We start from the raw sequence: 22,884 nt of genomic DNA, 5'->3' as shown, positions 1-22,884 counted from the left end.
CTTTATGATGAGCATAATAATAGCTATCTGCTATCTATTTAATTGAAATAACTTTAAAAAACAACAACACAAAGAGAAATTATAATGGCAAAGGTTGAAGTAATTGTTGGTACTACCTTGGGCAGTGCTGAGTATGTCGCCGACGAAATAATGGCGCAATTAACAGAGCAAGGGCACCAAGTTCAAGTGTATTTAACACCAACGCTGCATGAAATAGACACTCATGCTCTATGGATAATCGTGTCATCAACCCATGGTGCCGGTGATCTTCCAGATAATATTCAGCCCTTTTTTAACGAAATTACTGAGCAAAAACCGGATCTCAGCCAAGTAAACTTTGCCTTATGTGCAATTGGTGACTCAAGTTATGACACTTTTTGCCAAGGGCCTGAAAAATTAATTTCTGCGATTCAAGAGTGCGATGCAAAAGCCTTTGTGGATAAGATCCAGATCGATGTACAACTCGATCCCGTACCAGAAGACCCAGCGCTTGCATGGTTAGCACAATGGCAACAGGATATTTAAGATCGCGTATTGGATAAGGCCGCGATCTATGTACAGTTTAGATCATAGTTACCCACAATTTACTTATTTAAAGTATAAAGTTGTGGATAACCTATTATTTAGATCTGATCAACCTCTGTACTATTTACACTCCGATCTGCTTAATGATCCACCCTGTGGATAAGTAGCCGATCTATCCCCATGTTTAATGCAGTTAGATCGCTAACAGATCACAGGATCAAGATCGTACTAAATCATGATAAATAAAGAGAATTAGGCTTATACACAGAAAAAGGCGATCCTAATAGTAAACATAATAAGAAGATCTATATAAAGATCTTAAGATCTATTAGTCCGGATCAACTCGATCGAACAGCGTAAAATGATCATTCACCTATCGCAAAGCAAGTGCTAAAATACGCAGCTCGTACTGAGTCTTATAGCAATTGAAGGTAGTGGCATGAATTTTCATGAACGGTTTGATGTTATTGTTGTTGGTGGTGGTCATGCCGGAACTGAAGCAGCATTAGCCGCAGCAAGAATGGGATCAAAAACATTATTACTAACGCACAATATTGATACGTTAGGACAAATGTCATGTAATCCAGCGATCGGTGGTATTGGTAAAGGCCATTTAGTAAAAGAAATTGACGCTCTAGGCGGTGCAATGGCAATCGCAACCGATTATGCGGGGATCCAATTTAGGACCCTAAATTCAAGCAAAGGCCCTGCAGTACGAGCAACACGGGCACAAGCTGACCGTGCGTTATATCGTCAAAAAATCCAAAATATATTACAGAATCAACCTAATTTACGTATTTTCCAACAAGCCGTTGATGACTTAATTGTTGAAAATAATCAAGTGGTTGGCGTAGTAACCCAAATGGGATTAGCCTTTGAATCACCGGCAGTTGTACTGACAACAGGTACATTTTTAAGTGGTAAAATTCATATTGGTTTAGAAAACTACAGCGGTGGCCGTGCAGGCGATCCACCCGCTATTGCCTTAGCAAATCGTTTACGTGAATTACCGATTCGAGTGGGTCGCTTAAAAACCGGTACACCGCCGCGTATCGATGCCAACACAATCGACTTTTCACAAATGGCTGAACAGAAAGGTGATTCTCCCTTACCTGTCATGTCATTTATGGGAGATGTCAGTCATCACCCAAAACAGATTTCTTGCTGGATCACTCATACCAATGAAAAAACTCATGAGATAATTCGTGGTGGTTTAGACCGAAGCCCTATGTATTCAGGGGTTATTGAAGGTATTGGTCCACGTTACTGCCCTTCGATTGAAGATAAAATCCATCGTTTTGCAGATAAATCTTCACATCAGATCTTCATAGAACCAGAAGGGTTGAATACCAATGAGATCTATCCTAACGGGATCTCTACTAGCTTGCCTTTTGATGTGCAATTGAATTTAGTTCGTTCGATCCAAGGTATGGAAAACGCTGAGATCATGCGTCCTGGTTATGCGATCGAATATGATTACTTCGATCCTAGAGATCTAAAAAATTCATTAGAAACCAAAGCTATCAACGGGTTATTCTTCGCTGGCCAAATCAATGGTACAACAGGCTATGAAGAAGCTGCTGCGCAAGGTTTATTAGCCGGCATGAATGCATCACTGCAAGTGCAAGGCAAAGAAGCTTGGTGCCCACGTCGAGATGAAGCTTATTTGGGTGTTCTGGTCGACGATCTATCAACTCTAGGTACCAAAGAACCGTACCGTATGTTTACTAGCCGCGCGGAATACCGTTTGTTACTTCGTGAAGATAACGCTGATATTCGTTTAACGGCCAAAGGTCGCGAATTAGGTTTAGTCGATGACACCCGCTGGGCGGCATTTAGTGAAAAACTGGAATCTATTGAACTTGAGCTACAACGTTTACGCGCTCAATGGGTACATCCAAATTCGCATTTGATCACTGCTTTAAACCCACACTTAAATACGCCGATCTCCCGTGAAGCGTCATTTGAAGAATTACTGCGTCGTCCTGAAATGGATTACAGCAAATTAATGCAGATCGAGGGGTTTGGCCCAGGACTTGAAGATCCGCAGGCAGCTGAGCAAGTACAGATCCAAGTAAAATACTCAGGCTATATTCAGCGTCAGCAAGAAGAGATCAACAAAGCTGTGCGTAATGAGAACACTGGCCTACCTTTGACGCTCGATTACAAAGAAGTACCAGGCTTATCGAACGAAGTGATTGCTAAGTTAAATAACCATAAACCAGAAACCATAGGTCAAGCGTCACGGATCTCTGGAGTTACTCCTGCGGCTATTTCAATTTTATTAGTCCATCTCAAAAAACGTGGCTTATTACGCAAGAGTGCGTAAAAGCTAGTTTAATCGCTGGTTAGGTCATAGAAGGGAAGCATTCAGGCTTCCCTTCATCGTTTTCGGGCTTCATAATAGCCTTCGCGTTCATAATTGTATCTTTGTTGAGGTTGCTCAGTGTTATCTGCCCAGTTAGAGGCTTATTTAGCCGAAATAAATCTGCCCGCAACCGTTGAGCAGAAAAAACAACTAATTGATTTTGTTGGCATGCTCAACAAATGGAATAAAGCCTATAACCTTACCGCGGTTAGAGATCCTGAAGCTATGTTAATTCGTCATATCATGGACAGCTTAGTGGTTTCAAAACATCTGCAAGGTGAGCGTTTTATCGATGTGGGTACTGGACCCGGGTTACCGGGCATCCCGTTAGCGATTATGAATCCAGATAAACAATTTGTGTTATTGGACAGCTTGGGTAAACGTATTCGTTTTCAAAAACAAGTGTCTTTTGAATTAAGTATTCATAACATCAGCTCAGTTGAAAGCCGCGTAGAAGCTTATCAGCCTGAGCAAAAGTTCGACGGTGTATTAAGTCGTGCATTTGCTTCAATCCAAGATATGCTGACTTGGTGCCATCATCTACCCGCTGAACATGGGCAGTTTTATGCCCTTAAAGGCCAGTTGAATGATGAAGAAATGCAACATATTCCGAATGGATTTGCAGTGAAAGAAGTTATCGAGCTTAAAGTACCTAAACTCGACGAACAAAGACATTTATTGAAAATAATCAAAGAATAACAGGCTTGAAAGTGATGAATAAATTCATTTTTAAGCAAGGGCAATAAACCAGCATTTACATACAGGGTGATATTGTGGGTAAAGTAATTGCCGTGGCTAACCAGAAAGGTGGCGTAGGAAAAACAACTACTTGCGTTAACCTCGCCGCTTCGTTAGCAGCAACAAAACGTAAAGTATTATTGATCGATCTCGATCCCCAAGGTAATGCCACTATGGGGAGCGGCGTTGATAAATATGAAGTAGAAAATACCGCCTACGAATTACTGGTTGAAGACAAACCCTTCGACGAGATCGTGATTAAAAATACTGCGGGTAAATATGATCTTATTGCCAGTAATGGTGATGTGACAGCAGCAGAAATAAAACTGATGGAGTTTTTTGCTCGCGAGGTGCGTTTACGCCATGCGCTAGCACCGATCAAAGATCAATATGATTATATCTTTATCGACTGCCCTCCTTCATTGAACATGCTGACGGTAAACGCTATGTCAGCTGCTGACTCAGTACTCGTGCCAATGCAGTGTGAATACTATGCCCTTGAAGGTTTAACGGCACTGATTGATACCATTACTAAGCTTGCCGCAATGGTCAATCCAGGACTTGGTATCGAAGGGATTTTACGTACTATGTATGATCCGCGTAATCGTTTATCTAATGATGTGTCCGATCAGCTAAAACAGCATTTTGGTGACAAGGTGTATCGTACTGTAATCCCGCGTAATGTCAGGTTGGCTGAAGCGCCGAGCTTTGGGGCTCCAGCAATGTATTACGATAAATCGAGTGCTGGTGCTAAGGCATATCTGGCACTTGCGGGTGAAATGATCCGTCGTTCAGAACAACAAACTCAGGCTAAGCAAGCGTAAAGGATCACCATGACGTTAAAGAAAAGAGGATTAGGCAAAGGGCTAGATGCCCTACTGAGTAACAGCCATGCCGCTAGTAAAAAACACACAGAAGAAGCTGATTTTGTAGAAAAAAAAGAAGAGCTTATCCATCTCGATTTAGACTTATTACAACCGGGTAAGTATCAACCGCGTAAAGATATGTCCCCTGAAGCGTTAGAAGAACTGGCGCACTCTATTCGCAATCAAGGAATTATTCAGCCCATCGTTGTGAGACAAGTGACCAATGAGATGTATGAAATCATTGCTGGCGAACGTCGCTGGCGTGCAGCCCAACTTGCTGGTTTACATAAAATTCCCTGCATTGTAAAGCAAGTGCCCGATGAAACCGCTGTTGCTATCGCTTTGATTGAAAATATCCAGCGCGAAGACTTAAATGCCATGGAAGAAGCCATTGCACTGCAACGTTTGATGCAAGAATTTGAACTAACTCACCAACAGGTTGCCGATGTTGTGGGAAAATCGCGAGCGAGTGTATCTAACTTGTTGCGTTTAAACGGTTTAAATGAGCCAGTAAAACGATTACTTGAGTATGGCGATATTGATATGGGCCATGCACGCGCTTTGTTAGCTATTGAGGGAGAGGAACAAACCAATCTTGCGAGATTAGTGGCAGCTAAGGAGTTAACCGTTCGTGAAACTGAACGATTAATTAATCAAACCTTAAATCCGCCTAAACAAGCCGAAACTACGACTAAAGATCAAGATGTTTGTCGTTTAGAGCAGCAGTTAATTGAAAGATTAGGTGCCAAAGTTTCTATTGCTCACAGTAGTAAAGGAACTGGTAAAATTGTAATTAACTATCAGAATCTCGCTGAATTAGACGGGATTCTTAGCAAAATACATTAATGTCTGTAGATTAACTGTTTTTAATGTAAATTTGTGACATATGCAAATATTACATTTTACATGTTTGGTATGAGATAACATTAAAAGTGCTGTTTTTCCTCATCTCAAAGTTGCAATGAAGGCGTTAAACGGTATACTTTCGCAAGCTTTTTGTGCATCGAGTAAATACGGATATTTGTCATCCGGTCATCGAAACAAAAAGTAAGAATGCGGAGATGATGAATTGAGTAAGGTTTTAGCGCGTCGTGGCCGGTGGTCAGCCTATAAATTGGTGATGATGCAGGCGGCGGTCGCTGGGGGTGCTTCAATTCTCTTTTTCGCTGTGTGGGGAGTTCAGTTTGGCTATTCTGCATTAGCAGGTGGTTCAATCGCTGTACTCCCTAATTTTGTATTCGCAACCCTCGCTTTCTCCCATTCGGGGGCGAGTTCATCAGGAAAAGTCGTAAAATCATTTTTTCTGGGGGAAGCGATAAAGTTGCTGTTAACTATCGTATTATTTGCTTTAGTGTTTGGCACGCTAAAGGTGCTTTTTGCTCCTTTGTTTGCCTGTTACGCACTATGTCTCATAGTACCTTTTGCTGCTTCTTTATACTTCAAGCAAAATTAAGTGAGATTAATCATGGCGACAACTGGTGAAGTATTAAATGCTTCCGAGTACATCCAGCATCACCTGACTAATGCGAAAATGTGCTCTACCGATGGTGGAGTTGCTTTTAATAATGCATGTCAAGATGCTGGTTTTTGGACTTGGCACATTGACTCACTTTTGTTTTCAGCAGGTCTCGGGGTTTTGTTTTTATGGTTATTCTATAAAACAGGACAAAAAGCCACCACTGGTGTTCCAGGTAAATTTCAATGTTTTATTGAAATGTGCGTGGAAGGTGTCGATAAAATTGCAAAAGATTCTTTTCATGGTCGTAATGTAGTTATCGCTCCGTTAGCTCTAACAATTTTCGTCTGGGTTTTTTTGATGAATTTTATGGATCTAATCCCTATTGACTTTATACCTGAGGCCGCAAACAGATTTTTAGGTGTTCCTTATCTTAAGATTGTACCCACTACTGACTTGAACGTCACTTTAGGCTTGTCTCTAAGTGTGTTCGCGTTAATTGTGTTTTACAGCATCAAAGTTAAGGGGATTGGTGGGTTCGTTAAAGAACTTACTATGCAACCTTTCAATCATTGGGCACTGATTCCTGTTAACTTTATTTTGGAAACTGTGACCTTGATTGCTAAGCCCATTTCATTGGCGCTTCGTCTGTTTGGTAACCTGTATGCAGGTGAGTTAATTTTTATTCTGATTGCACTAATGCCTTGGTGGGCTCAGTTCGCACTTTCAGTGCCTTGGGCTATATTCCATATTTTAATTATAGTGCTTCAGGCCTTTATTTTCATGATGCTGACGATTGTTTATCTAAGCATGGCACATGAAGATCATTAATTTAATTAAGAAAATTAGATATTAATCGGAGATAAAATGGAAACTGTAATTAGTTTTACGGCAATCGCTGTTGCTATCATGATTGGCCTAGCTGCATTAGGTACTGGTATTGGCTTTGCTATCTTAGGTGGTAAGTTTTTAGAAGCTTCTGCTCGTCAACCTGAACTAGCTTCATCTTTACAGATTAAGATGTTCATCGTAGCGGGTCTTCTAGATGCGATCTCTATGATTGCAGTTGGTGTTGCATTATTCTTCGTATTTGCTAACCCATTCTTAGCTCAGTTCTTAGAGAACGTAGCTAAACTTGGCTAATTTTAGCACCCTGTAAGGAGTTGTCGTTATGAATATTAACGCTACCCTGCTAGGCCAAGCTATTTCTTTTGCGCTCTTTGTGTGGTTTTGCATTAAGTTCGTATGGCCGCCATTGATGAATGCGATCGAAGAGCGCCAGAAGAAAATTGCTGATGGTCTGGCTGATGCCGGCCGTGCTGCCAAAGATCTTGAGTTGGCTCAAGCAAAAGCGACTGAGCAACTAAAGGAAGCTAAGGTAACTGCTAATGAAATTATTGAGCAAGCTAATAAGCGTAAGTCTCAAATAGTAGAAGAAGCAAAGGCTGAAGCTGAAACTGAACGAGCTAAAATACTCGCTCAAGGTAAAGCTGAAATTGAGAACGAACGTAATCGCGTGAAAGATGACTTGCGTAAGCAAGTTGCTGTTTTGGCCATTATTGGTGCAGAAAAAATTCTTGAGCGTTCGATAGATCCTGCCATCCACAATGACATAGTTAATAAACTAGTCGCTGAAATTTGATAAGGGAGTTGAGTTATGGCTGAATTAACCACCATCGCTCGCCCTTACGCAAAGGCAGCTTTTGATTTTGCGGTTGAACAGAATGCAGTGGATAGCTGGGCAGAAATGCTTAAGTTTGCGGCGTTGGTAAGTGAAAACGAAACCATACAACCACTGCTAGCTGGCGCATTAGCCAGTAAGCAACTTGCCGACCTCTTTATTGGAGTGTGCGGTGAGCAAGTCAACGAGCAAGGTCATAATCTGATTAAGGTGATGGCTGAAAACGGTCGTTTAGTGATACTGCCTACAGTATCGCTACTTTTTGCTGAATACCGTAATGAGTTAGCAAAAGAAGTTGAAGCCGATGTGGTTTCTGCTACTGAGTTGAGTTCTGAGCAACAGCAGCAAATTAGTGTTTCTTTAGAGAAACGTCTCGCACGCAAAGTTAAGCTGAACTGCAGCATAGATGCATCGCTTATTGGCGGTGCCATTATTAAGACAGGTGATCTAGTCATTGATGGCTCGATACGCGGTAAGTTATCGCGCCTGTCTGATAAGCTACAGTCGTAATTGGGAGTTTAAGCATGCAACTGAATTCCACTGAAATCAGCGATCTGATTAAACAGCGGATCGAGCAGTTCAATGTTGTCAGCGAATCTCGTAACGAAGGTACTATCGTTGCGGTAAGTGACGGCATCATCCGTATCCACGGCTTAGCCGATGTGATGCAAGGTGAGATGATTGAACTGCCTGGTAACCGTTTTGCAATCGCGTTGAACCTTGAACGTGATTCTGTCGGTGCCGTAGTAATGGGTCCTTATGCTGATTTAGCAGAAGGCGTAAAAGTGAAAACGACTGGCCGTATTCTGGAAGTTCCAGTTGGTCGTGGTCTATTAGGCCGCGTTGTTAACACTCTAGGTGAGCCAATTGACGGAAAAGGACCTATCGATAACGATGGTTACTCGCCAATTGAAGTTATCGCACCTGGTGTTATTGAGCGTCAGTCTGTTGATCAACCAGTACAAACTGGTTACAAAGCCGTTGATGCCATGATCCCTATTGGTCGTGGTCAACGTGAATTGATTATTGGCGACCGTCAAACTGGTAAAACAGCAATGGCGATCGACGCAATCATCAACCAGAAAGATTCTGGCATTAAATGTGTGTACGTAGCGATTGGCCAAAAAGCCTCTACTATCGCTAACGTAGTGCGCAAGCTAGAAGAACACGGTGCTTTGGCTAACACTATTGTTGTTGTTGCAACCGCTTCTGAGGCCGCTGCTCTACAATACTTAGCACCTTATTCTGGTTGTTCTATGGGTGAATACTTCCGCGACCGCGGTGAAGATTCTTTGATCGTATACGATGATTTGTCTAAGCAAGCAGTTGCTTATCGTCAAATTTCGTTACTGCTCAAGCGTCCACCAGGCCGTGAAGCTTATCCTGGTGACGTATTCTATCTACATTCTCGTTTATTAGAGCGAGCATCACGTGTTAACGTGATTTATGTAGAGAAGTTCACTAAAGGTGCTGTAACAGGTAAAACCGGTTCGTTAACCGCGTTACCTATTATTGAAACACAAGCGGGTGATGTATCTGCATTCGTACCGACCAACGTAATTTCAATTACTGATGGTCAGATCTTCCTTGAGACTGATTTGTTTAACTCAGGACTTCGTCCGGCAGTTAACCCTGGTATTTCTGTTTCTCGTGTTGGTGGTGCGGCTCAGACTAAGATCATCAAGAAACTGTCTGGTGGTATTCGTACCGCACTAGCACAGTATCGCGAGCTTGCTGCGTTCTCGCAATTTGCATCTGATCTTGATGATGCAACACGTGCTCAGCTTGAGCATGGCGTGCGTGTTACCGAACTGATGAAACAAAAGCAATATGCTCCAATGAGCGTAGCCGCTCAAGCTGTGTCTATTTTCTCAGCTGAAAAAGGTTACCTGAAGAGTGTTGCGCTAAACAAGGTCGGTAATTTCGAAGCCGCTTTGCTCTCGTTCATGAACAGCGAGCATGCTCCTTTAATGAAGCTTATTAATGATACTGGCGATTATAATGCTGATATCGAAGCTGAATTAAAAGCTGGCCTCGACAAGTTCGTAGCAACCCAAACCTGGTAACAATGATAGAGGTGTCTTAAGACACCTCAGGTCCAGATTGGAGAGTAGAGATGGCCGGCGCTAAAGAGATTAAAACCAAGATCGCGAGTGTTAAAAACACTCAGAAGATCACGTCCGCCATGGAAATGGTGGCAGCTAGCAAAATGCGCAGAGCGCAGGAACGCATGGTTGCAAGCCGTCCATACGCGGAAAGCATACGTAAGGTGATCGGTCACGTAGCGCAAGGTACTCTCGAGTATAAACACCCCTATTTAGAGGTGCGAGAGGCTAAGCGGGTTGGTTACATTGTAGTTGCAACCGACCGTGGCCTTTGTGGTGGTCTGAACGCTAACCTTTTTAAAAAGGTAGTGTTAGATATGAAAAACTGGAAAGACCAAGGTGTAGAATTTGAATTTTGCCCCATTGGCGCACGTAGTGTGCAGTTTTTCAAAAGCTTCGGTGGACAAGTGTCTGCTCACGCTTCAGGTTTAGGCGATGCCCCAAAGCTCGCTGACTTGATCGGGACAGTCAGTGTTATGTTAGAAGCTTACAACGAAGGCAAACTGGATCGTCTGTACATAGTATTCAACAAATTTGTGAACACTATGACCCAGACTCCTGTGATTGAGCAGCTGCTACCTTTGCCTAAATCAGAAGAAGAAGTGGCTAAATATCCTTGGGATTATATTTATGAGCCTGATCCAAAAACACTTTTGGATGCATTATTGGTTCGTTATATTGAGTCTCAGGTATATCAAGGTGTTGTTGAGAACGTTGCTTCAGAACAAGCTGCCCGTATGGTGGCAATGAAAGCTGCAACTGACAACGCTGGTGAGCTAATTAATGATTTGCAATTGGTCTATAACAAGGCCCGTCAGTCTGCCATTACGCAGGAACTGTCGGAAATTGTTTCTGGTGCCTCTGCGGTTTAGGTTAGGTAACGAATACAAGTTTTAGAGGATTAATCATGAGCACAGGTACTGTTGTCCAAGTGATTGGCGCGGTTGTGGACGTAGAGTTTCCACAAGATGCCGTACCTCAAGTCTATGACGCTCTGAAAATCGTAGGTGAAGGCCCTTGTAATGGTTTGGTGCTGGAAGTTCAGCAACAGCTAGGTGGTGGCGTAGTACGTACCATCGCTATGGGTTCTTCTGACGGTCTGCGTCGTGGTCTTGAAGTAGCAAACTCAGGTTCACCTATTTCTGTTCCGGTAGGGGTTGCAACCCTTGGCCGTATCATGAACGTATTAGGTGAGCCTATCGATGAAGCGGGTCCTATTGGTGAAGAAGAGCGTTATGAAATTCACCGTAAAGCCCCTTCATATGAAGATCAATCGAACTCTACTGAACTATTAGAAACAGGCATCAAGGTTATCGACCTTGTTTGTCCGTTTGCTAAAGGTGGTAAAGTCGGTTTGTTCGGTGGTGCGGGTGTTGGTAAAACAGTTAACATGATGGAACTGATTAACAACATCGCTAAAGCTCACTCGGGTCTTTCTGTATTCGCCGGTGTAGGTGAACGTACTCGTGAAGGTAACGACTTCTACTACGAGATGAAAGATTCTGGCGTTCTCGACAAAGTGGCCATGGTTTATGGTCAGATGAACGAGCCACCAGGAAACCGTTTGCGCGTTGCACTGTCTGGTCTGACTATGGCAGAGAAGTTCCGTGATGAAGGTCGTGACGTACTGTTGTTTATTGACAACATCTACCGTTATACCTTAGCTGGTACTGAAGTATCTGCACTGTTAGGTCGTATGCCTTCTGCGGTAGGTTACCAACCCACATTGGCTGAAGAGATGGGCGTTCTGCAAGAACGTATCACTTCAACTAAGTCTGGTTCTATTACCTCTGTACAAGCAGTATATGTACCTGCGGATGACTTGACCGATCCGTCACCAGCAACAACCTTCGCTCACTTAGATGCGACTGTTGTATTATCACGTCAAATTGCTTCACTGGGTATTTATCCAGCGGTTGACCCATTGGATTCGACTTCACGTCAATTAGATCCATTGGTTGTTGGTCAAGAGCATTATGACGTTGCTAACGGCGTGCAAACTGTACTGCAACGTTACAAAGAGCTGAAAGATATTATTGCGATTCTGGGTATGGATGAATTGTCAGATGATGACAAGACTATGGTATTCCGTGCTCGTAAGATTGAACGCTTCTTGTCTCAGCCTTTCTTTGTAGCAGAAGTCTTTACTGGATCTCCTGGTAAGTACGTTTCTCTGAAAGACACCATCCGTGGCTTTAAGGGTATTTTGGAAGGTGAGTTTGATCACCTGCCAGAGCAAGCGTTCTACATGGTTGGCTCTATTGACGAAGTCATAGAGAAAGCTAACAAAAAAAAATAACTAAGTAGTATTACTTAGTTTTTTAAGGAGAACGGGATGGCAGCCATGACAGTACATCTTGATATTGTGAGTGCAGAAAGCAGTATTTTCAGCGGCCGAGTAGAGAGTTTACGAGTAACGGGTGTTGAAGGTGAGTTAGGTATTTTACCTGGTCACGCTCCTCTGCTAACGCAAATTAAGACTGGCATGGCGCGCATCGTCAAACAAGGCGGCAATGAAGAAGTGTTTTATCTTTCAGGTGGTTTACTGGAAGTACAACCTTCTTCAGTTTCTATATTGTCTGATGTGGTTATGCGTGCCAAAGATATTGATGAGCAAGCGGCATTAGAAGCTAAGCGTCGTGCAGAAGCCCATATGGTAACTGCTGGTGCTGACTTTAATTATGACGCAGCTATGGTTGAGTTAGCGAAAGCAATGGCTCAATTACGTGTTGTTGAAACCATCAAGAAAAACATTGCCAGATAAGGTTATTGTTTGTGAAAAGAGGCGACCATAAGGTCGCCTTTTTTGTACTTAAAATTACAGTACTACACACATATTGCATGTGTTGATTTATCCATCTGACTATCCACTTCGCTTTTCAATGTACTTTCCGTTAAAATTGCGCCACAAAATAGACCTTAGTTTTTTCACCCTCTTGGGTATTTGTTCAAGGATATGGTAATGGCATTAAATGTAGTGATCTTAGCGGCTGGTAAGGGAACACGGATGCGCTCAGATCTTCCTAAGGTTTTACATCCTATTGCGCATAAAAGTATGGTGCAGCATGTTATCGATACGGCTAAAAGCTTAGGTAGCGATACGATCCAATTAGTTTATGGTTACGGTGCCGACAAACTACAAGCCGTACTCGGTGAGCAGGATGTACAGTGGGTATTACAGAATGAGCAGTTAGGTACTGGCCATGCGGTGGCGCAGGCAAATCTCAATATCAATGATGATGATACAGTGCTTATTCTTTACGGTGATGTACCGCTGATCCAGCAATCAACATTAACTGCCTTATTGGCAGCACGACCTGAGAATGGTGTCGCTGTATTAACGGTGAATCTAGCTAACCCTATAGGTTATGGCCGTATTGTTCGTGAGCATGGCAAGGTTGTTGGCATTATTGAACAGAAAGATGCCAGCGCTGAACAGCGACTCATTAATGAAGTTAATACCGGCATTATGGCGGTACCTGGTAAGCAGCTTAAAGGCTGGCTTAGCCGCTTATCGAATAATAACGCTCAAGGCGAATATTATCTAACCGATATTATTGCTATGGCGCATAACGATGGTGTGGATATTGATACCGCGCAGCCGCAATCGGCGATTGAAGTGGAAGGCGCAAATAACCGCGTGCAATTAGCGCAGCTCGAACGTGCTTACCAAGCCCGTGAAGCGGAAAAGTTAATGCTAGCAGGGGCAAACCTTCGAGACCCTAATCGTATTGATATTCGTGGTGACGTTACGGTTGGTATGGATGTGATGATCGATGTGAACGTCATATTTGAAGGCAAAGTGACCTTAGGTAATAACGTTACTATTGGTGCTGGTGCGATTTTAATTGATTGCGAGATTGCCGATAACGCTGAAATCAAACCTTACTCTATTATCGAAGGTGCGAAACTTGGTGTTGCAGCCAGTGCTGGTCCCTTTGCTCGTTTGCGCCCGGGCGCTGAACTTAAACAAGATGCGCATATCGGTAATTTTGTTGAAGTGAAGAAAGCGATTATAGGCGTGGGCTCTAAGGCTGGACACTTAGCTTATTTGGGCGATGCGATTATAGGTGATGGCGTGAATATTGGTGCGGGTACTATTACCTGTAACTACGATGGCGCCAATAAACATCTCACTGTGATTGAGGATAACGTTTTTGTTGGTTCTGATACTCAGCTGGTGGCTCCGGTCACTATTGGTAAGGGGGCAACCCTAGGTGCTGGTTCTACCATTACCCGTGATGTGGCTGAAAACGAATTAGTGATCACCCGTGTTAAACAGAAACACCTTACGGGTTGGCAACGTCCAGTCAAAATTAAAAAATAACCTTACAAAACTGACTCCCGAAAAAGCGGCTATATGCCGCTTTATTGTTGTTTAGGATTAATTGCTATGTTTTAAGTTTTGATTAATGAAGGGGTGGTGCTGTTGTTTTTCGATAATTTAGAGATATATCACACGCGATTGTAAATTCATGTAAAGAACTTTAAATAAAAACACTTCTCATTTATATTGCCTGCAATTTATAAGACTTGAGGTGTTGGCAATGATATTTAAGTATTCAGGTGTAGGTTTAGCAGTATGGGCGGCACTCAGTGCTATGCCTGTTTTGGCAGAAGATGCTGCAGATAAAAATCTTAAAGAAGAAAATATTGAGCGTATTAATGTCACTGGCCGTACTTTTAATGATTATAAAGTCGGTACAGCCTCTGGCGCTATGCGCGGTGATATTGATTTAATGGACACGCCACAGTCAGTCAATGTTATTCCTGACTTTGTGACCGATGAACAGCTTGCCACTAACCTAGCTGAAGTGTTGGTTAATGATTCAAGTGTTACTGCGGGCACGACCCGTTGGAACCGTCAAGTTTTTAGTATCCGCGGCTTTGAATTAGATTCTGGCAATGGTTACCTCATTAATGGCCATCAACAATGGTCTCACTATGTACAACCTATCGAAACCTTGCAGCAAGTCGAAGTATTAAAAGGCCCTTCAAGCATGTTGTATGGTCAATCTGGCCCTGGCGGTTTAGTGAACATGGTCACTAAAAAGCCAACCTATGATTCTATGCTCGATTTAGGTTTTGATACCGATGGTTATGGTTCTACTCGTGCTCAATTAGATGCGGGTGGTAGTTTAAATGAAGCGCAAAGCATTCGTTACCGTACGGTATTGGTTAAGCAAGATACAAAATACTGGCGTGAATATTCCGCTAATGACGAGAATCAAGAGCGCGACCGTTGGTTAGGCTATCTCAATATGGAATTTGACCTAAGCGATAATGTATTGCTGTCGGTTAAATACGATCATACTCAAGATAAAGCCGGTATTGATGCCGGTGGTTGGTTAGATAAACAGGGCAATGTTGTCGGCAATCGTAAAACCGTTTGGGATGCACCTTGGGCCTTTACCGATAATACCGTGTCGAACTTAGGTGCCGATCTAACTTGGCACATGAGTGATAACTGGAAAGTTAAAGGCGGTTATAACGAACAACAGTTTGATCGCCAGCGCTTTGATTCTGCTCCGCAATATACCGTAGATCCGTTTACCAAAGGTTATAGCATTAAACCATTTGACCGTTACGATGATTGGCAGCATAAAACTGCTTACGTTGATTTCACGGGTGAATTTGCTTTGGCAGGAATGGAGCATCAACTGCTGATAGGCGCTAACTATTTAGATTATTTCTATCAACAGCAAATTCAACGTGGTGCTACCCAAATTGTAACGCCAGGCCAGCCTGTTGTTCAACCAGATCTGGATTATCACTCAAAACCCAAAGGCGATGCGAGTACCTATAAGTATTATGGTTTCTATCTGCAGGATTTAATGACGCTCAATGAGCAATGGAAACTGCTTGCTGGCGTACGTTACGACGAACAGAAAAAAGATGGTGAAGGTGAAAACAGTTATGCCGTGTCGCCTAAGTTTGGCGTGATTTACTCGCCAATGGCGAATGGCAATATCTACGTTAACTATTCAAAAAGTTTCACTCCGCAAGGTGCTGTTAATAACGAGTTCGATGTCAATAACGATCTAAACTTAAAGCCTGAATACGGTATTCAGTATGAAGTGGGTACTAAGTGGGAATTGTTTGATGATAGATTGTTGTTTACCGCAGCAGTGTTTGATATCACATTAGAAAACATCACTATTTCAGAAAAATTATCCTCACCCATAGGTGATTATACTGACATCACAACTCAAGGTGGCGAGCAAAAACACCGTGGTTTTGAAATGGGCGCTCAAGGTCAGTTAGGTGATAGTTGGTTTGTGACCTCATCAATGATGTATTTAGATGCTGAATATCAAACGGGTGATGCCCGAGAAGGTAAAACACCTATTGATGCCCCTGAGTGGTCGGCTAATATCTGGACTCGTTATGAGTTATCTGATGCATTAGCCTTTAACTTTGGTGCCATTTATGTCGGTGAACGCTTCGCTAATACAGACAACAGCATTACTAAAGATGGTTACGTGCGTTTTGATATCGGTGCGGCATACACTATGGATATCATGGGTAAAGATGTGAGCCTTCGTGCCAACGTTAGAAACCTATTCGATACCGATTATATTGATGGTGGCCAATACAATATGGTCACTATCGGCCAAGACCGTAACTTTAGCGTTGCCGTTGAAGCTAAGTTCTAATATTTATTAAGGTTTGATTTTGTAAAGGCAGCTTCCCGTAGGGGAAACTGCCTTTTTTATTCGTGTTAATGTTTCATTACTGGATTCTACACCTCAAAAAAATACTCGGTTCTACGCGAAAGATCGTTTCAAAAAGCTAGTAAAACAATGGTATTTCACTATAATGCATCTTTCGAATCGAAACTTAACTGAAAGTTTTTATGAATAAACGAAACACACAGCAGCGTCGCCACAGTATTATCACTATATTAAATGAACAGGGTGAAGTGAGTGTTGATGAACTGTCGTTACGTTTTGAAACCTCAGAAGTGACGATTCGTAAAGATCTAGCAGCGCTTGAGAAAACCGGTCTGCTATTGCGCCGTTACGGTGGCGCCGTTGCGATTCCCGATGAAGTCACCCAACAGTTTTCTGCCAAAATCGCGCCCAATAAATTGTCTATAGCGAAAACTGCAGCACAGCTTATCAAAGATCACAATCGCATCATTATTGATAGCGGCACTACGACATCAGGCTTGATTGAACAGCTAAACGATAAGCGTGGGCTGGTGGTTATGACGAATGCGCTGCACCTTGCCAATGCCATCCACGAACTCGAAAACGAGCCGACCTTATTGATGACCGGTGGCACTTGGGACCCGCATTCAGAATCCTTTCAAGGCCAAGTCGCCGAGCAAGTGCTGCGCTCATATAATTTCGACCAACTGTTTATCGGTGCCGATGGTATCGATCTTGAACGCGGGACCACCACCTTTAATGAGTTAACAGGCTTAAGCAAAGTGATGGCTGAAGTGTCCCGTGAAGTGATCGTTATGGTGGATTCAGACAAAATCGGTAAACGGATCCCCAACTTAGAGTTGCCGTGGGCCAAGGTCAGTGTGTTGGTCACCGACGACCGTATCGACGAGAGCGCGCTAAAACAAATTTCAAATCAGGGCGTGCGAGTGCTGTTAGCGCCCTACGCTCATGAGTGAGTACAAAATAGCTTAACAACTTCATTTTTAATTTATAGGTAAAGACTATGTGTGGAATCGTAGGCGCCGTGGCGCAAAGGGATGTGGCTGAAATTCTGGTAGAAGGCTTACGCCGCTTAGAATATCGCGGATATGACTCCGCAGGCGTTGCCGTTATTCACAATGGTGAACTCAACCGTACGCGCCGCGTTGGCAAAGTACAAGAGCTGTCGGCTGCACTTGAAACCGATCCATTAGCGGGCGGAACCGGTATCGCGCACACTCGCTGGGCAACCCACGGTGAGCCGAGTGAGCGTAATGCTCACCCGCATTTATCGGAAGGTGATATTGCCGTGGTGCACAACGGCATTATTGAAAACCACAATAAACTGCGCGAGATGCTTAAAGGTTTAGGTTACAACTTTAGCTCTGATACCGATACCGAAGTGATTTGTCATTTAGTGCACCATGAGCTGAAAACCCATAGCACTCTGCTTGGTGCCGTACAGGCTACGGTTAAACAACTCGAAGGCGCCTATGGCACAGTCGTTATTGACCGTCGTGATAGTGAACGTATGGTTGTTGCTCGCTCTGGTAGTCCATTAGTGATTGGTTTTGGCCTAGGTGAAAACTTTGTCGCCTCTGATCAACTGGCGCTATTACCGGTGACTCGGTCATTCGCTTTCTTAGAAGAAGGTGATGTGGCCGAAATCACTCGCCGCAGTGTAAGCATTTTCGACTTAAACGGTAACGCAGTTGAGCGTGAAGTGAAAGAGTCTGAAGTGACACACGATGCCGGTGATAAAGGTGAATATCGCCACTACATGCTTAAAGAGATTTACGAGCAGCCATTGGCTCTGACTCGTACTATCGAAGGCCGCATTGCTAATAAGCAAGTTTTAGATAGCGCCTTTGGTGACAAGGCTGCTGATTTCTTAAAAGATATTAAGCACGTACAAATTATCGCCTGTGGTACCAGTTACCACGCAGGTATGGCGGCGCGTTACTGGCTAGAAGATTGGGCTGGCGTATCTTGTAATGTCGAAATTGCCTCTGAGTTCCGCTACCGCAAGTCGCACCTATTCCCTAATAGCCTGTTGGTTACTATTTCACAGTCTGGCGAAACTGCCGATACCTTAGCGGCTATGCGCTTAGCAAAAGCAATGGGTTACAAAGCCACATTGACGATTTGTAATGCGCCAGGTTCATCGCTGGTTCGCGAATCTGACATGGCTTACATGATGAAAGCTGGCGCCGAGATTGGTGTTGCATCCACTAAAGCGTTCACGGTACAGCTTGCTGGTTTATTAATGTTGACTGCGGTGATCGGTCGCCACAATGGTATGTCTGATCAAATGCAGGCCGACATCACTCAAAGCTTACAATCTATGCCAGCAAAAGTGGAACAAGCTTTAGGTTTAGATGCTGCGATTGCAGAATTGGCTGAAGATTTTGCTGATAAACACCATGCCTTATTCCTCGGTCGTGGCGATCAATACCCGATAGCGATGGAAGGTGCATTAAAGCTGAAAGAGATTTCTTACATTCATGCTGAAGCCTATGCCTCTGGCGAGTTAAAACACGGCCCATTAGCGCTTATTGATGCCGATATGCCAGTAATTGTGGTTGCGCCAAACAATGAGTTGTTAGAAAAGCTTAAATCGAATGTCGAAGAAGTGCGTGCTCGTGGTGGCTTAATGTATGTATTTGCCGATGTGGATGCCGAGTTCGAGTCGGACGACACGATGAAAGTGATCCCAGTGCCACATTGTGACATCTTTATGGCGCCGCTGATTTACACCATTCCATTACAGCTATTGTCATACCACGTTGCATTAATTAAAGGTACTGACGTAGATCAACCACGTAATCTAGCAAAGTCTGTAACTGTCGAATAAATATAGTTTATAAATAAAAACCGCCTTGTTGGCGGTTTTTTTATTTAGAGTAATAATGACTTTTTATTTACAGTAATAACGAATGCTGGTGGCTTAGCCTTTTATGCTGCTATGGTATCTAGCTCGTGTTGCTTTTTTGCCTCAATTCGTTTCCATACTTTTTCATGGAAGTAAAAAACCACTGTGTTGATAGCGGGTTCTACTAGTGCCACTGCACCACCTATTATCACACTGCCAGTGAGCAAATAGGTTACGGTAAAAGCAACGCTAAAATGAAGTACGGCAAAAGTAAGTGTCTTAGTCATGATCTTATCCTCTAATTGGTTCCCAAAGGGAATATATAGATGATAATGCTTCTCATTAAAATTAACAGCTGTGTTTTCAGATTAGTTTAAACGGTTTTATCTATTGGTCAGACTTTAAAAACATAAAGCCCTCACAGTGGAGGACTTTGGGGTGTTTAGTCGAAAATTCAAGCTGTTTTAATCAACTAGTAGTGCCAAGGGAAAGCTGAAAAATCTTGATCGCGCTTTTCGAGGAAAGCATCACGCCCTTCCTGTGCTTCGGCGCTCGCATAGGCTAAACGTGTCGCTTCACCGGCAAATAATTGCTGACCGACCATACCGTCATCAGTCATATTAAAGCCGTACTTCAGCATACGCATCGCGGTTGGTGATTTAGAGTTAATCTCTTTAGCCCACATTAACGCTTCGGTCTCTAGTTCTGCATGGGGAACGGATTTATTGACCATACCCATATCGAACGCTTCGTCAGCACTATAGTTAAAGCCACAAAAGAAGATTTCTCGGGCACGCTTTTGGCCGATCATTTTAGCTAAATAAGCGCTGCCATACCCTGAGTCAAAACTCGCTACATCGGGATCGGTTTGTTTAAATATTGCGTGTTCTTTTGAGGCTAAGGTTAAGTCACATACAACATGTAAACTATGGCCGCCTCCTACTGCCCAACCTGGCACAACGGCAATAATGACTTTAGGCATAAAGCGAATTAAGCGCTGTACTTCTAATATATGTAATCGGCCCATTCTGGCTTGATCGGCTTTACCTTCTTCAGCGCCTTCATATTTATAGCCATCTTTACCGCGAATCCGTTGATCGCCACCTGAGCAGAACGCCCAGCCACCATCTTTTGCTGAAGGACCATTGCCCGTTAGCAGTACACAACCTACATCAGACCATTGGCGCGCATGATCGAGTGCGATAAATAGTTCATCAACGGTTTTAGGTCTAAATGCATTGCGGCATTCTGGGCGGCTAATGGCAATACGTACTGTGCCATGGGCTTTAGCTCTGTGGTAGGTGATGTCATCGAATTTAAATCCACTGACTTCATCCCATAGGGTGGGATCAAAAATATCCGATACTTGTTGGGTCATAATATATAGGCCTTTGCACTGTAATGTCTCAAAGGCTAGGCGGAATCATATATAAGGTCAATCACCTAAGCCTAAAGCTTCGTGTTATATAGCAAAATCCCGTTTGCCGATGAGTTGATGATGGTTAGAGTTAGAGGTTATCACACAGATAAAGCTGATTATCTTTGCTAAAAACAGGATGTTCTGGGGCCATAGTGCCGCAATAGTGAGCTTTAAAGTCGGCAATTGACTCGGGTGTCATTGGAATTTGATTAAACGCATTGAGTTCTAATGCCGATAAACGCTCAACGATGTCTGTCCTTACCTTTGCCAGCTTATGGTCAATTTTAATAATTTGCGTTCCTGTTATAGAGTCAACTTTATTCTCTATTTTTTTGACCATTGCTTCTGTCTTTGCAATAGGTGCATCTAGTTTATCTGTTTCTGTATATAAGTAATATAATGCACCAGCAAGTAGCGCCAATATGATCCAACCTTTCATCTTTTAGCCCAACATAAGTGAATAACAATGAATTATGTGGGTATAATAAGCTAGTTTTCGCCCAATATTAAAGCAGTAAAAGGCTGTAACGATGAACTCAGAATCTAATAACAAAGATTACTCCAAAACTAATCGAATTAAAATTCATCAGCCAGATGCGAGTAAAGCAGATCGCTTTAGCCCTGGTAATCGAATTTATGTCCGAGCTATTGATGGTTTATGGAGTAGTTTACGTCGCCGGATGGGTTGGATAGCTATGCTATTTTTCCTGCTTTTACCTTGGATCCCTTGGGGAAACCGCCAAGCGGTATGGTTTAATCTAAGTGAACAAAAGTTTCATGTCTTTGGTTTAACGATTTGGCCTCAAGACCTTACCTTGCTTGCTGCTATTTTTGTTATCGCCGCTTTTGCGCTGTTTTTTGTAACGACATACCTTGGTCGGGTTTGGTGTGGATATACCTGCCCGCAAACCGTATGGACCTTTATGTTCATTTGGTTTGAAGAAAAACTCGAAGGAGCACGCAACAAGCGTATTAAGCTTGATCAAATGCCGTGGAGTTTTAATAAAATATGGCGAAAAACAGCTAAACATATCGCTTGGATACTGCTCTCCCTGATGACGGCAATGACCTTTGTGTCCTATTTCGTGCCGAGCCGTGAAGTCTATATAGATGTGTTTACGCTAAATGCCTCTGGTGGTATCTACTTCTGGGTGGTGTTTTTCACGCTTGCAACATACGGTAATGCGGGTTGGATGCGTGAAATCATGTGTATTCACATGTGTCCTTACGCCCGTTTCCAAGCGGCCATGTTTGATAAAAATACCTATATAGTTGGTTATGATACAAAGCGTGGTGAGACTCGTGGCCCGCGTTCACGTAAAGATGATCCTAAAGAATTAGGTCTGGGTGACTGTATCGACTGTGATTTATGTGTTCAGGTATGCCCCACGGGGATCGATATTCGTAACGGCTTGCAATATGAGTGCATTAACTGTGGTGCATGTATCGATGCTTGCGATAATACAATGGAGCGTATGGGTTATGCTAAAGGACTTATCAGCTATACCACTGAGAACAAGTTAGAAGGTATAAAGGAAAAAGTACTTCGACCTAAACTGATTGGTTATGGTGTGGTGCTTGCGGTGATGATATTAGTTTTCTTATATGCCAGTGCGACCATAGCGCCTGTTCGTATGGACATCATCCGTGATCGCAATCAGCTCTACAGAGAGAACAACCAAGGTTTGATTGAGAATACCTTCACCTTGAAAATTCTTAACAAGACTGAAGCGCCTCATGAATACACTATGAGTGTTGAAGGCTTAAATAACTATAAGTGGTACGGACCCACATCCGTCACGATTGCAGCAGGTGAAGTTTTAACTTTACCTATTAGTATTGGTATCGATCCGGTTGAGCTTTCTCGCTCAGTGACCAACATAGCGATACAAGTAAAAACTCATGTTGATGGGCAAGAGGTCGTGGTTGAACAAGAATCTCGCTTCTTTAGTCCATAAATACCATCCTTAGTGACGAGTTTGATATCAGTGACTCGCATATATTGACCGATGACATCTAGATAAAGGGGCTTTTTAGCCCCTTTTTTATGCGTATCGTTTGATAAATAAACGTCTAAACGGTAAAACATAATTTTCTCACTAAAAGCCCTTGCACAAAATCTCCTGCTGCCTATAATGCGCATCCACTGACACGGCGATGCGCGTAAGCGATACGGCGAGTGAGGTTGAATTGAGCAGGT

At 43.0% G+C, this 22,884-nt stretch carries 22 protein-coding genes; 19 read left to right on the top strand and 3 right to left on the bottom strand.

Annotation, left to right across the window (positions count from 1 at the left end; genetic code table 11):
• Positions 1–84 precede the first annotated feature (84 nt).
• The 18 genes from mioC to glmS all read left to right on the top strand — a co-directional run bounded on the left by mioC (position 85) and on the right by glmS (position 19,246).
• The gene (mioC, locus tag L2717_RS14285; protein WP_220772694.1) at positions 85–525 is read left to right on the top strand and encodes an FMN-binding protein MioC; all 441 of its coding nucleotides are present in this window, start codon (positions 85–87) and stop codon (positions 523–525) included.
• A gap of 439 nt (positions 526–964) precedes the next feature.
• Entirely contained in the window at positions 965–2,854 is a 1,890-nt protein-coding gene (gene mnmG, locus L2717_RS14280; RefSeq protein ID WP_220773633.1) for a tRNA uridine-5-carboxymethylaminomethyl(34) synthesis enzyme MnmG, read from the top strand.
• A gap of 117 nt (positions 2,855–2,971) precedes the next feature.
• Entirely contained in the window at positions 2,972–3,592 is a 621-nt protein-coding gene (gene rsmG / locus L2717_RS14275) for a 16S rRNA (guanine(527)-N(7))-methyltransferase RsmG (RefSeq protein ID WP_220773634.1), read from the top strand.
• A 74-nt stretch (positions 3,593–3,666) separates the two neighbouring features.
• Complete coding sequence (locus L2717_RS14270; protein WP_220773635.1) at positions 3,667–4,455, top strand: ParA family protein; 789 nt, start codon at positions 3,667–3,669, stop codon at positions 4,453–4,455.
• Positions 4,456–4,464: 9 nt separating this feature from the next.
• Positions 4,465–5,343: a ParB/RepB/Spo0J family partition protein gene (locus L2717_RS14265; protein ID WP_220773636.1), complete on the top strand. Its 879-nt coding sequence runs from the start codon at positions 4,465–4,467 to the stop codon at positions 5,341–5,343.
• 223 nt (positions 5,344–5,566) lie between these two features.
• On the top strand, positions 5,567–5,950 hold the full coding sequence (locus L2717_RS14260) for an ATP synthase subunit I (RefSeq protein WP_220773637.1): 384 nt from the start codon (positions 5,567–5,569) through the stop codon (positions 5,948–5,950).
• A gap of 12 nt (positions 5,951–5,962) precedes the next feature.
• On the top strand, positions 5,963–6,784 hold the full coding sequence (gene atpB / locus L2717_RS14255) for a F0F1 ATP synthase subunit A (protein ID WP_220773638.1): 822 nt from the start codon (positions 5,963–5,965) through the stop codon (positions 6,782–6,784).
• A gap of 36 nt (positions 6,785–6,820) precedes the next feature.
• A complete protein-coding gene (gene atpE, locus L2717_RS14250) occupies positions 6,821–7,096 on the top strand; it encodes a F0F1 ATP synthase subunit C (protein WP_220773639.1) in 276 nt (91 codons plus the stop codon).
• A 28-nt stretch (positions 7,097–7,124) separates the two neighbouring features.
• Complete coding sequence (gene atpF, locus L2717_RS14245) at positions 7,125–7,595, top strand: F0F1 ATP synthase subunit B (RefSeq protein WP_220773640.1); 471 nt, start codon at positions 7,125–7,127, stop codon at positions 7,593–7,595.
• Between the two features lie 15 nt (positions 7,596–7,610).
• On the top strand, positions 7,611–8,144 hold the full coding sequence (atpH, locus tag L2717_RS14240) for a F0F1 ATP synthase subunit delta (RefSeq protein ID WP_220773641.1): 534 nt from the start codon (positions 7,611–7,613) through the stop codon (positions 8,142–8,144).
• Between the two features lie 14 nt (positions 8,145–8,158).
• Positions 8,159–9,700: a F0F1 ATP synthase subunit alpha gene (gene atpA, locus L2717_RS14235; protein ID WP_220773642.1), complete on the top strand. Its 1,542-nt coding sequence runs from the start codon at positions 8,159–8,161 to the stop codon at positions 9,698–9,700.
• 50 nt (positions 9,701–9,750) lie between these two features.
• Positions 9,751–10,611, top strand: a complete 861-nt coding sequence (atpG, locus tag L2717_RS14230; RefSeq protein WP_220773643.1) for a F0F1 ATP synthase subunit gamma — start codon at positions 9,751–9,753, stop codon at positions 10,609–10,611.
• A 35-nt stretch (positions 10,612–10,646) separates the two neighbouring features.
• A complete protein-coding gene (atpD, locus tag L2717_RS14225; RefSeq protein ID WP_220773644.1) occupies positions 10,647–12,038 on the top strand; it encodes a F0F1 ATP synthase subunit beta in 1,392 nt (463 codons plus the stop codon).
• 36 nt (positions 12,039–12,074) lie between these two features.
• Complete coding sequence (locus L2717_RS14220) at positions 12,075–12,503, top strand: F0F1 ATP synthase subunit epsilon (protein ID WP_220773645.1); 429 nt, start codon at positions 12,075–12,077, stop codon at positions 12,501–12,503.
• 198 nt (positions 12,504–12,701) lie between these two features.
• On the top strand, positions 12,702–14,066 hold the full coding sequence (gene glmU, locus L2717_RS14215) for a bifunctional UDP-N-acetylglucosamine diphosphorylase/glucosamine-1-phosphate N-acetyltransferase GlmU (RefSeq protein ID WP_220773646.1): 1,365 nt from the start codon (positions 12,702–12,704) through the stop codon (positions 14,064–14,066).
• Between the two features lie 220 nt (positions 14,067–14,286).
• The gene (locus L2717_RS14210) at positions 14,287–16,395 is read left to right on the top strand and encodes a TonB-dependent receptor (RefSeq protein WP_220773647.1); all 2,109 of its coding nucleotides are present in this window, start codon (positions 14,287–14,289) and stop codon (positions 16,393–16,395) included.
• Positions 16,396–16,595: 200 nt separating this feature from the next.
• Positions 16,596–17,369 carry a DeoR/GlpR family DNA-binding transcription regulator gene (locus L2717_RS14205; protein WP_220773648.1) on the top strand — a complete coding sequence of 258 codons (774 nt, stop codon included), beginning with the start codon at positions 16,596–16,598 and terminating at the stop codon, positions 17,367–17,369.
• Between the two features lie 47 nt (positions 17,370–17,416).
• Positions 17,417–19,246, top strand: a complete 1,830-nt coding sequence (glmS, locus tag L2717_RS14200) for a glutamine--fructose-6-phosphate transaminase (isomerizing) (RefSeq protein ID WP_220773649.1) — start codon at positions 17,417–17,419, stop codon at positions 19,244–19,246.
• 101 nt (positions 19,247–19,347) lie between these two features.
• On the opposite strand, the gene L2717_RS14195 is transcribed toward glmS, so the two are convergent.
• From L2717_RS14195 to L2717_RS14185, 3 genes are all read right to left on the bottom strand, one after another.
• A complete protein-coding gene (locus tag L2717_RS14195) occupies positions 19,348–19,551 on the bottom strand; it encodes a DUF2061 domain-containing protein (RefSeq protein WP_076501634.1) in 204 nt (67 codons plus the stop codon).
• 185 nt (positions 19,552–19,736) lie between these two features.
• On the bottom strand, positions 19,737–20,642 hold the full coding sequence (locus tag L2717_RS14190) for a 1,4-dihydroxy-2-naphthoyl-CoA synthase (protein WP_220773650.1): 906 nt from the start codon (positions 20,640–20,642) through the stop codon (positions 19,737–19,739).
• 130 nt (positions 20,643–20,772) lie between these two features.
• Positions 20,773–21,123, bottom strand: coding sequence for a hypothetical protein (locus L2717_RS14185; RefSeq protein WP_220773651.1), 351 nt, complete (start codon positions 21,121–21,123; stop codon positions 20,773–20,775).
• 91 nt (positions 21,124–21,214) lie between these two features.
• On the opposite strand from L2717_RS14185, the gene ccoG reads away from it, so the two are divergent.
• Positions 21,215–22,642 carry a cytochrome c oxidase accessory protein CcoG gene (gene ccoG, locus L2717_RS14180; RefSeq protein WP_220773652.1) on the top strand — a complete coding sequence of 476 codons (1,428 nt, stop codon included), beginning with the start codon at positions 21,215–21,217 and terminating at the stop codon, positions 22,640–22,642.
• Positions 22,643–22,884: the final 242 nt, after the last annotated feature.

Origin of the sequence: Shewanella glacialipiscicola (assembly GCF_023283485.1) — a bacterium.
Lineage (GTDB): Bacteria > Pseudomonadota > Gammaproteobacteria > Enterobacterales > Shewanellaceae > Shewanella > Shewanella glacialipiscicola.
This window is presented reverse-complemented; position numbering and strand designations above follow the sequence as displayed.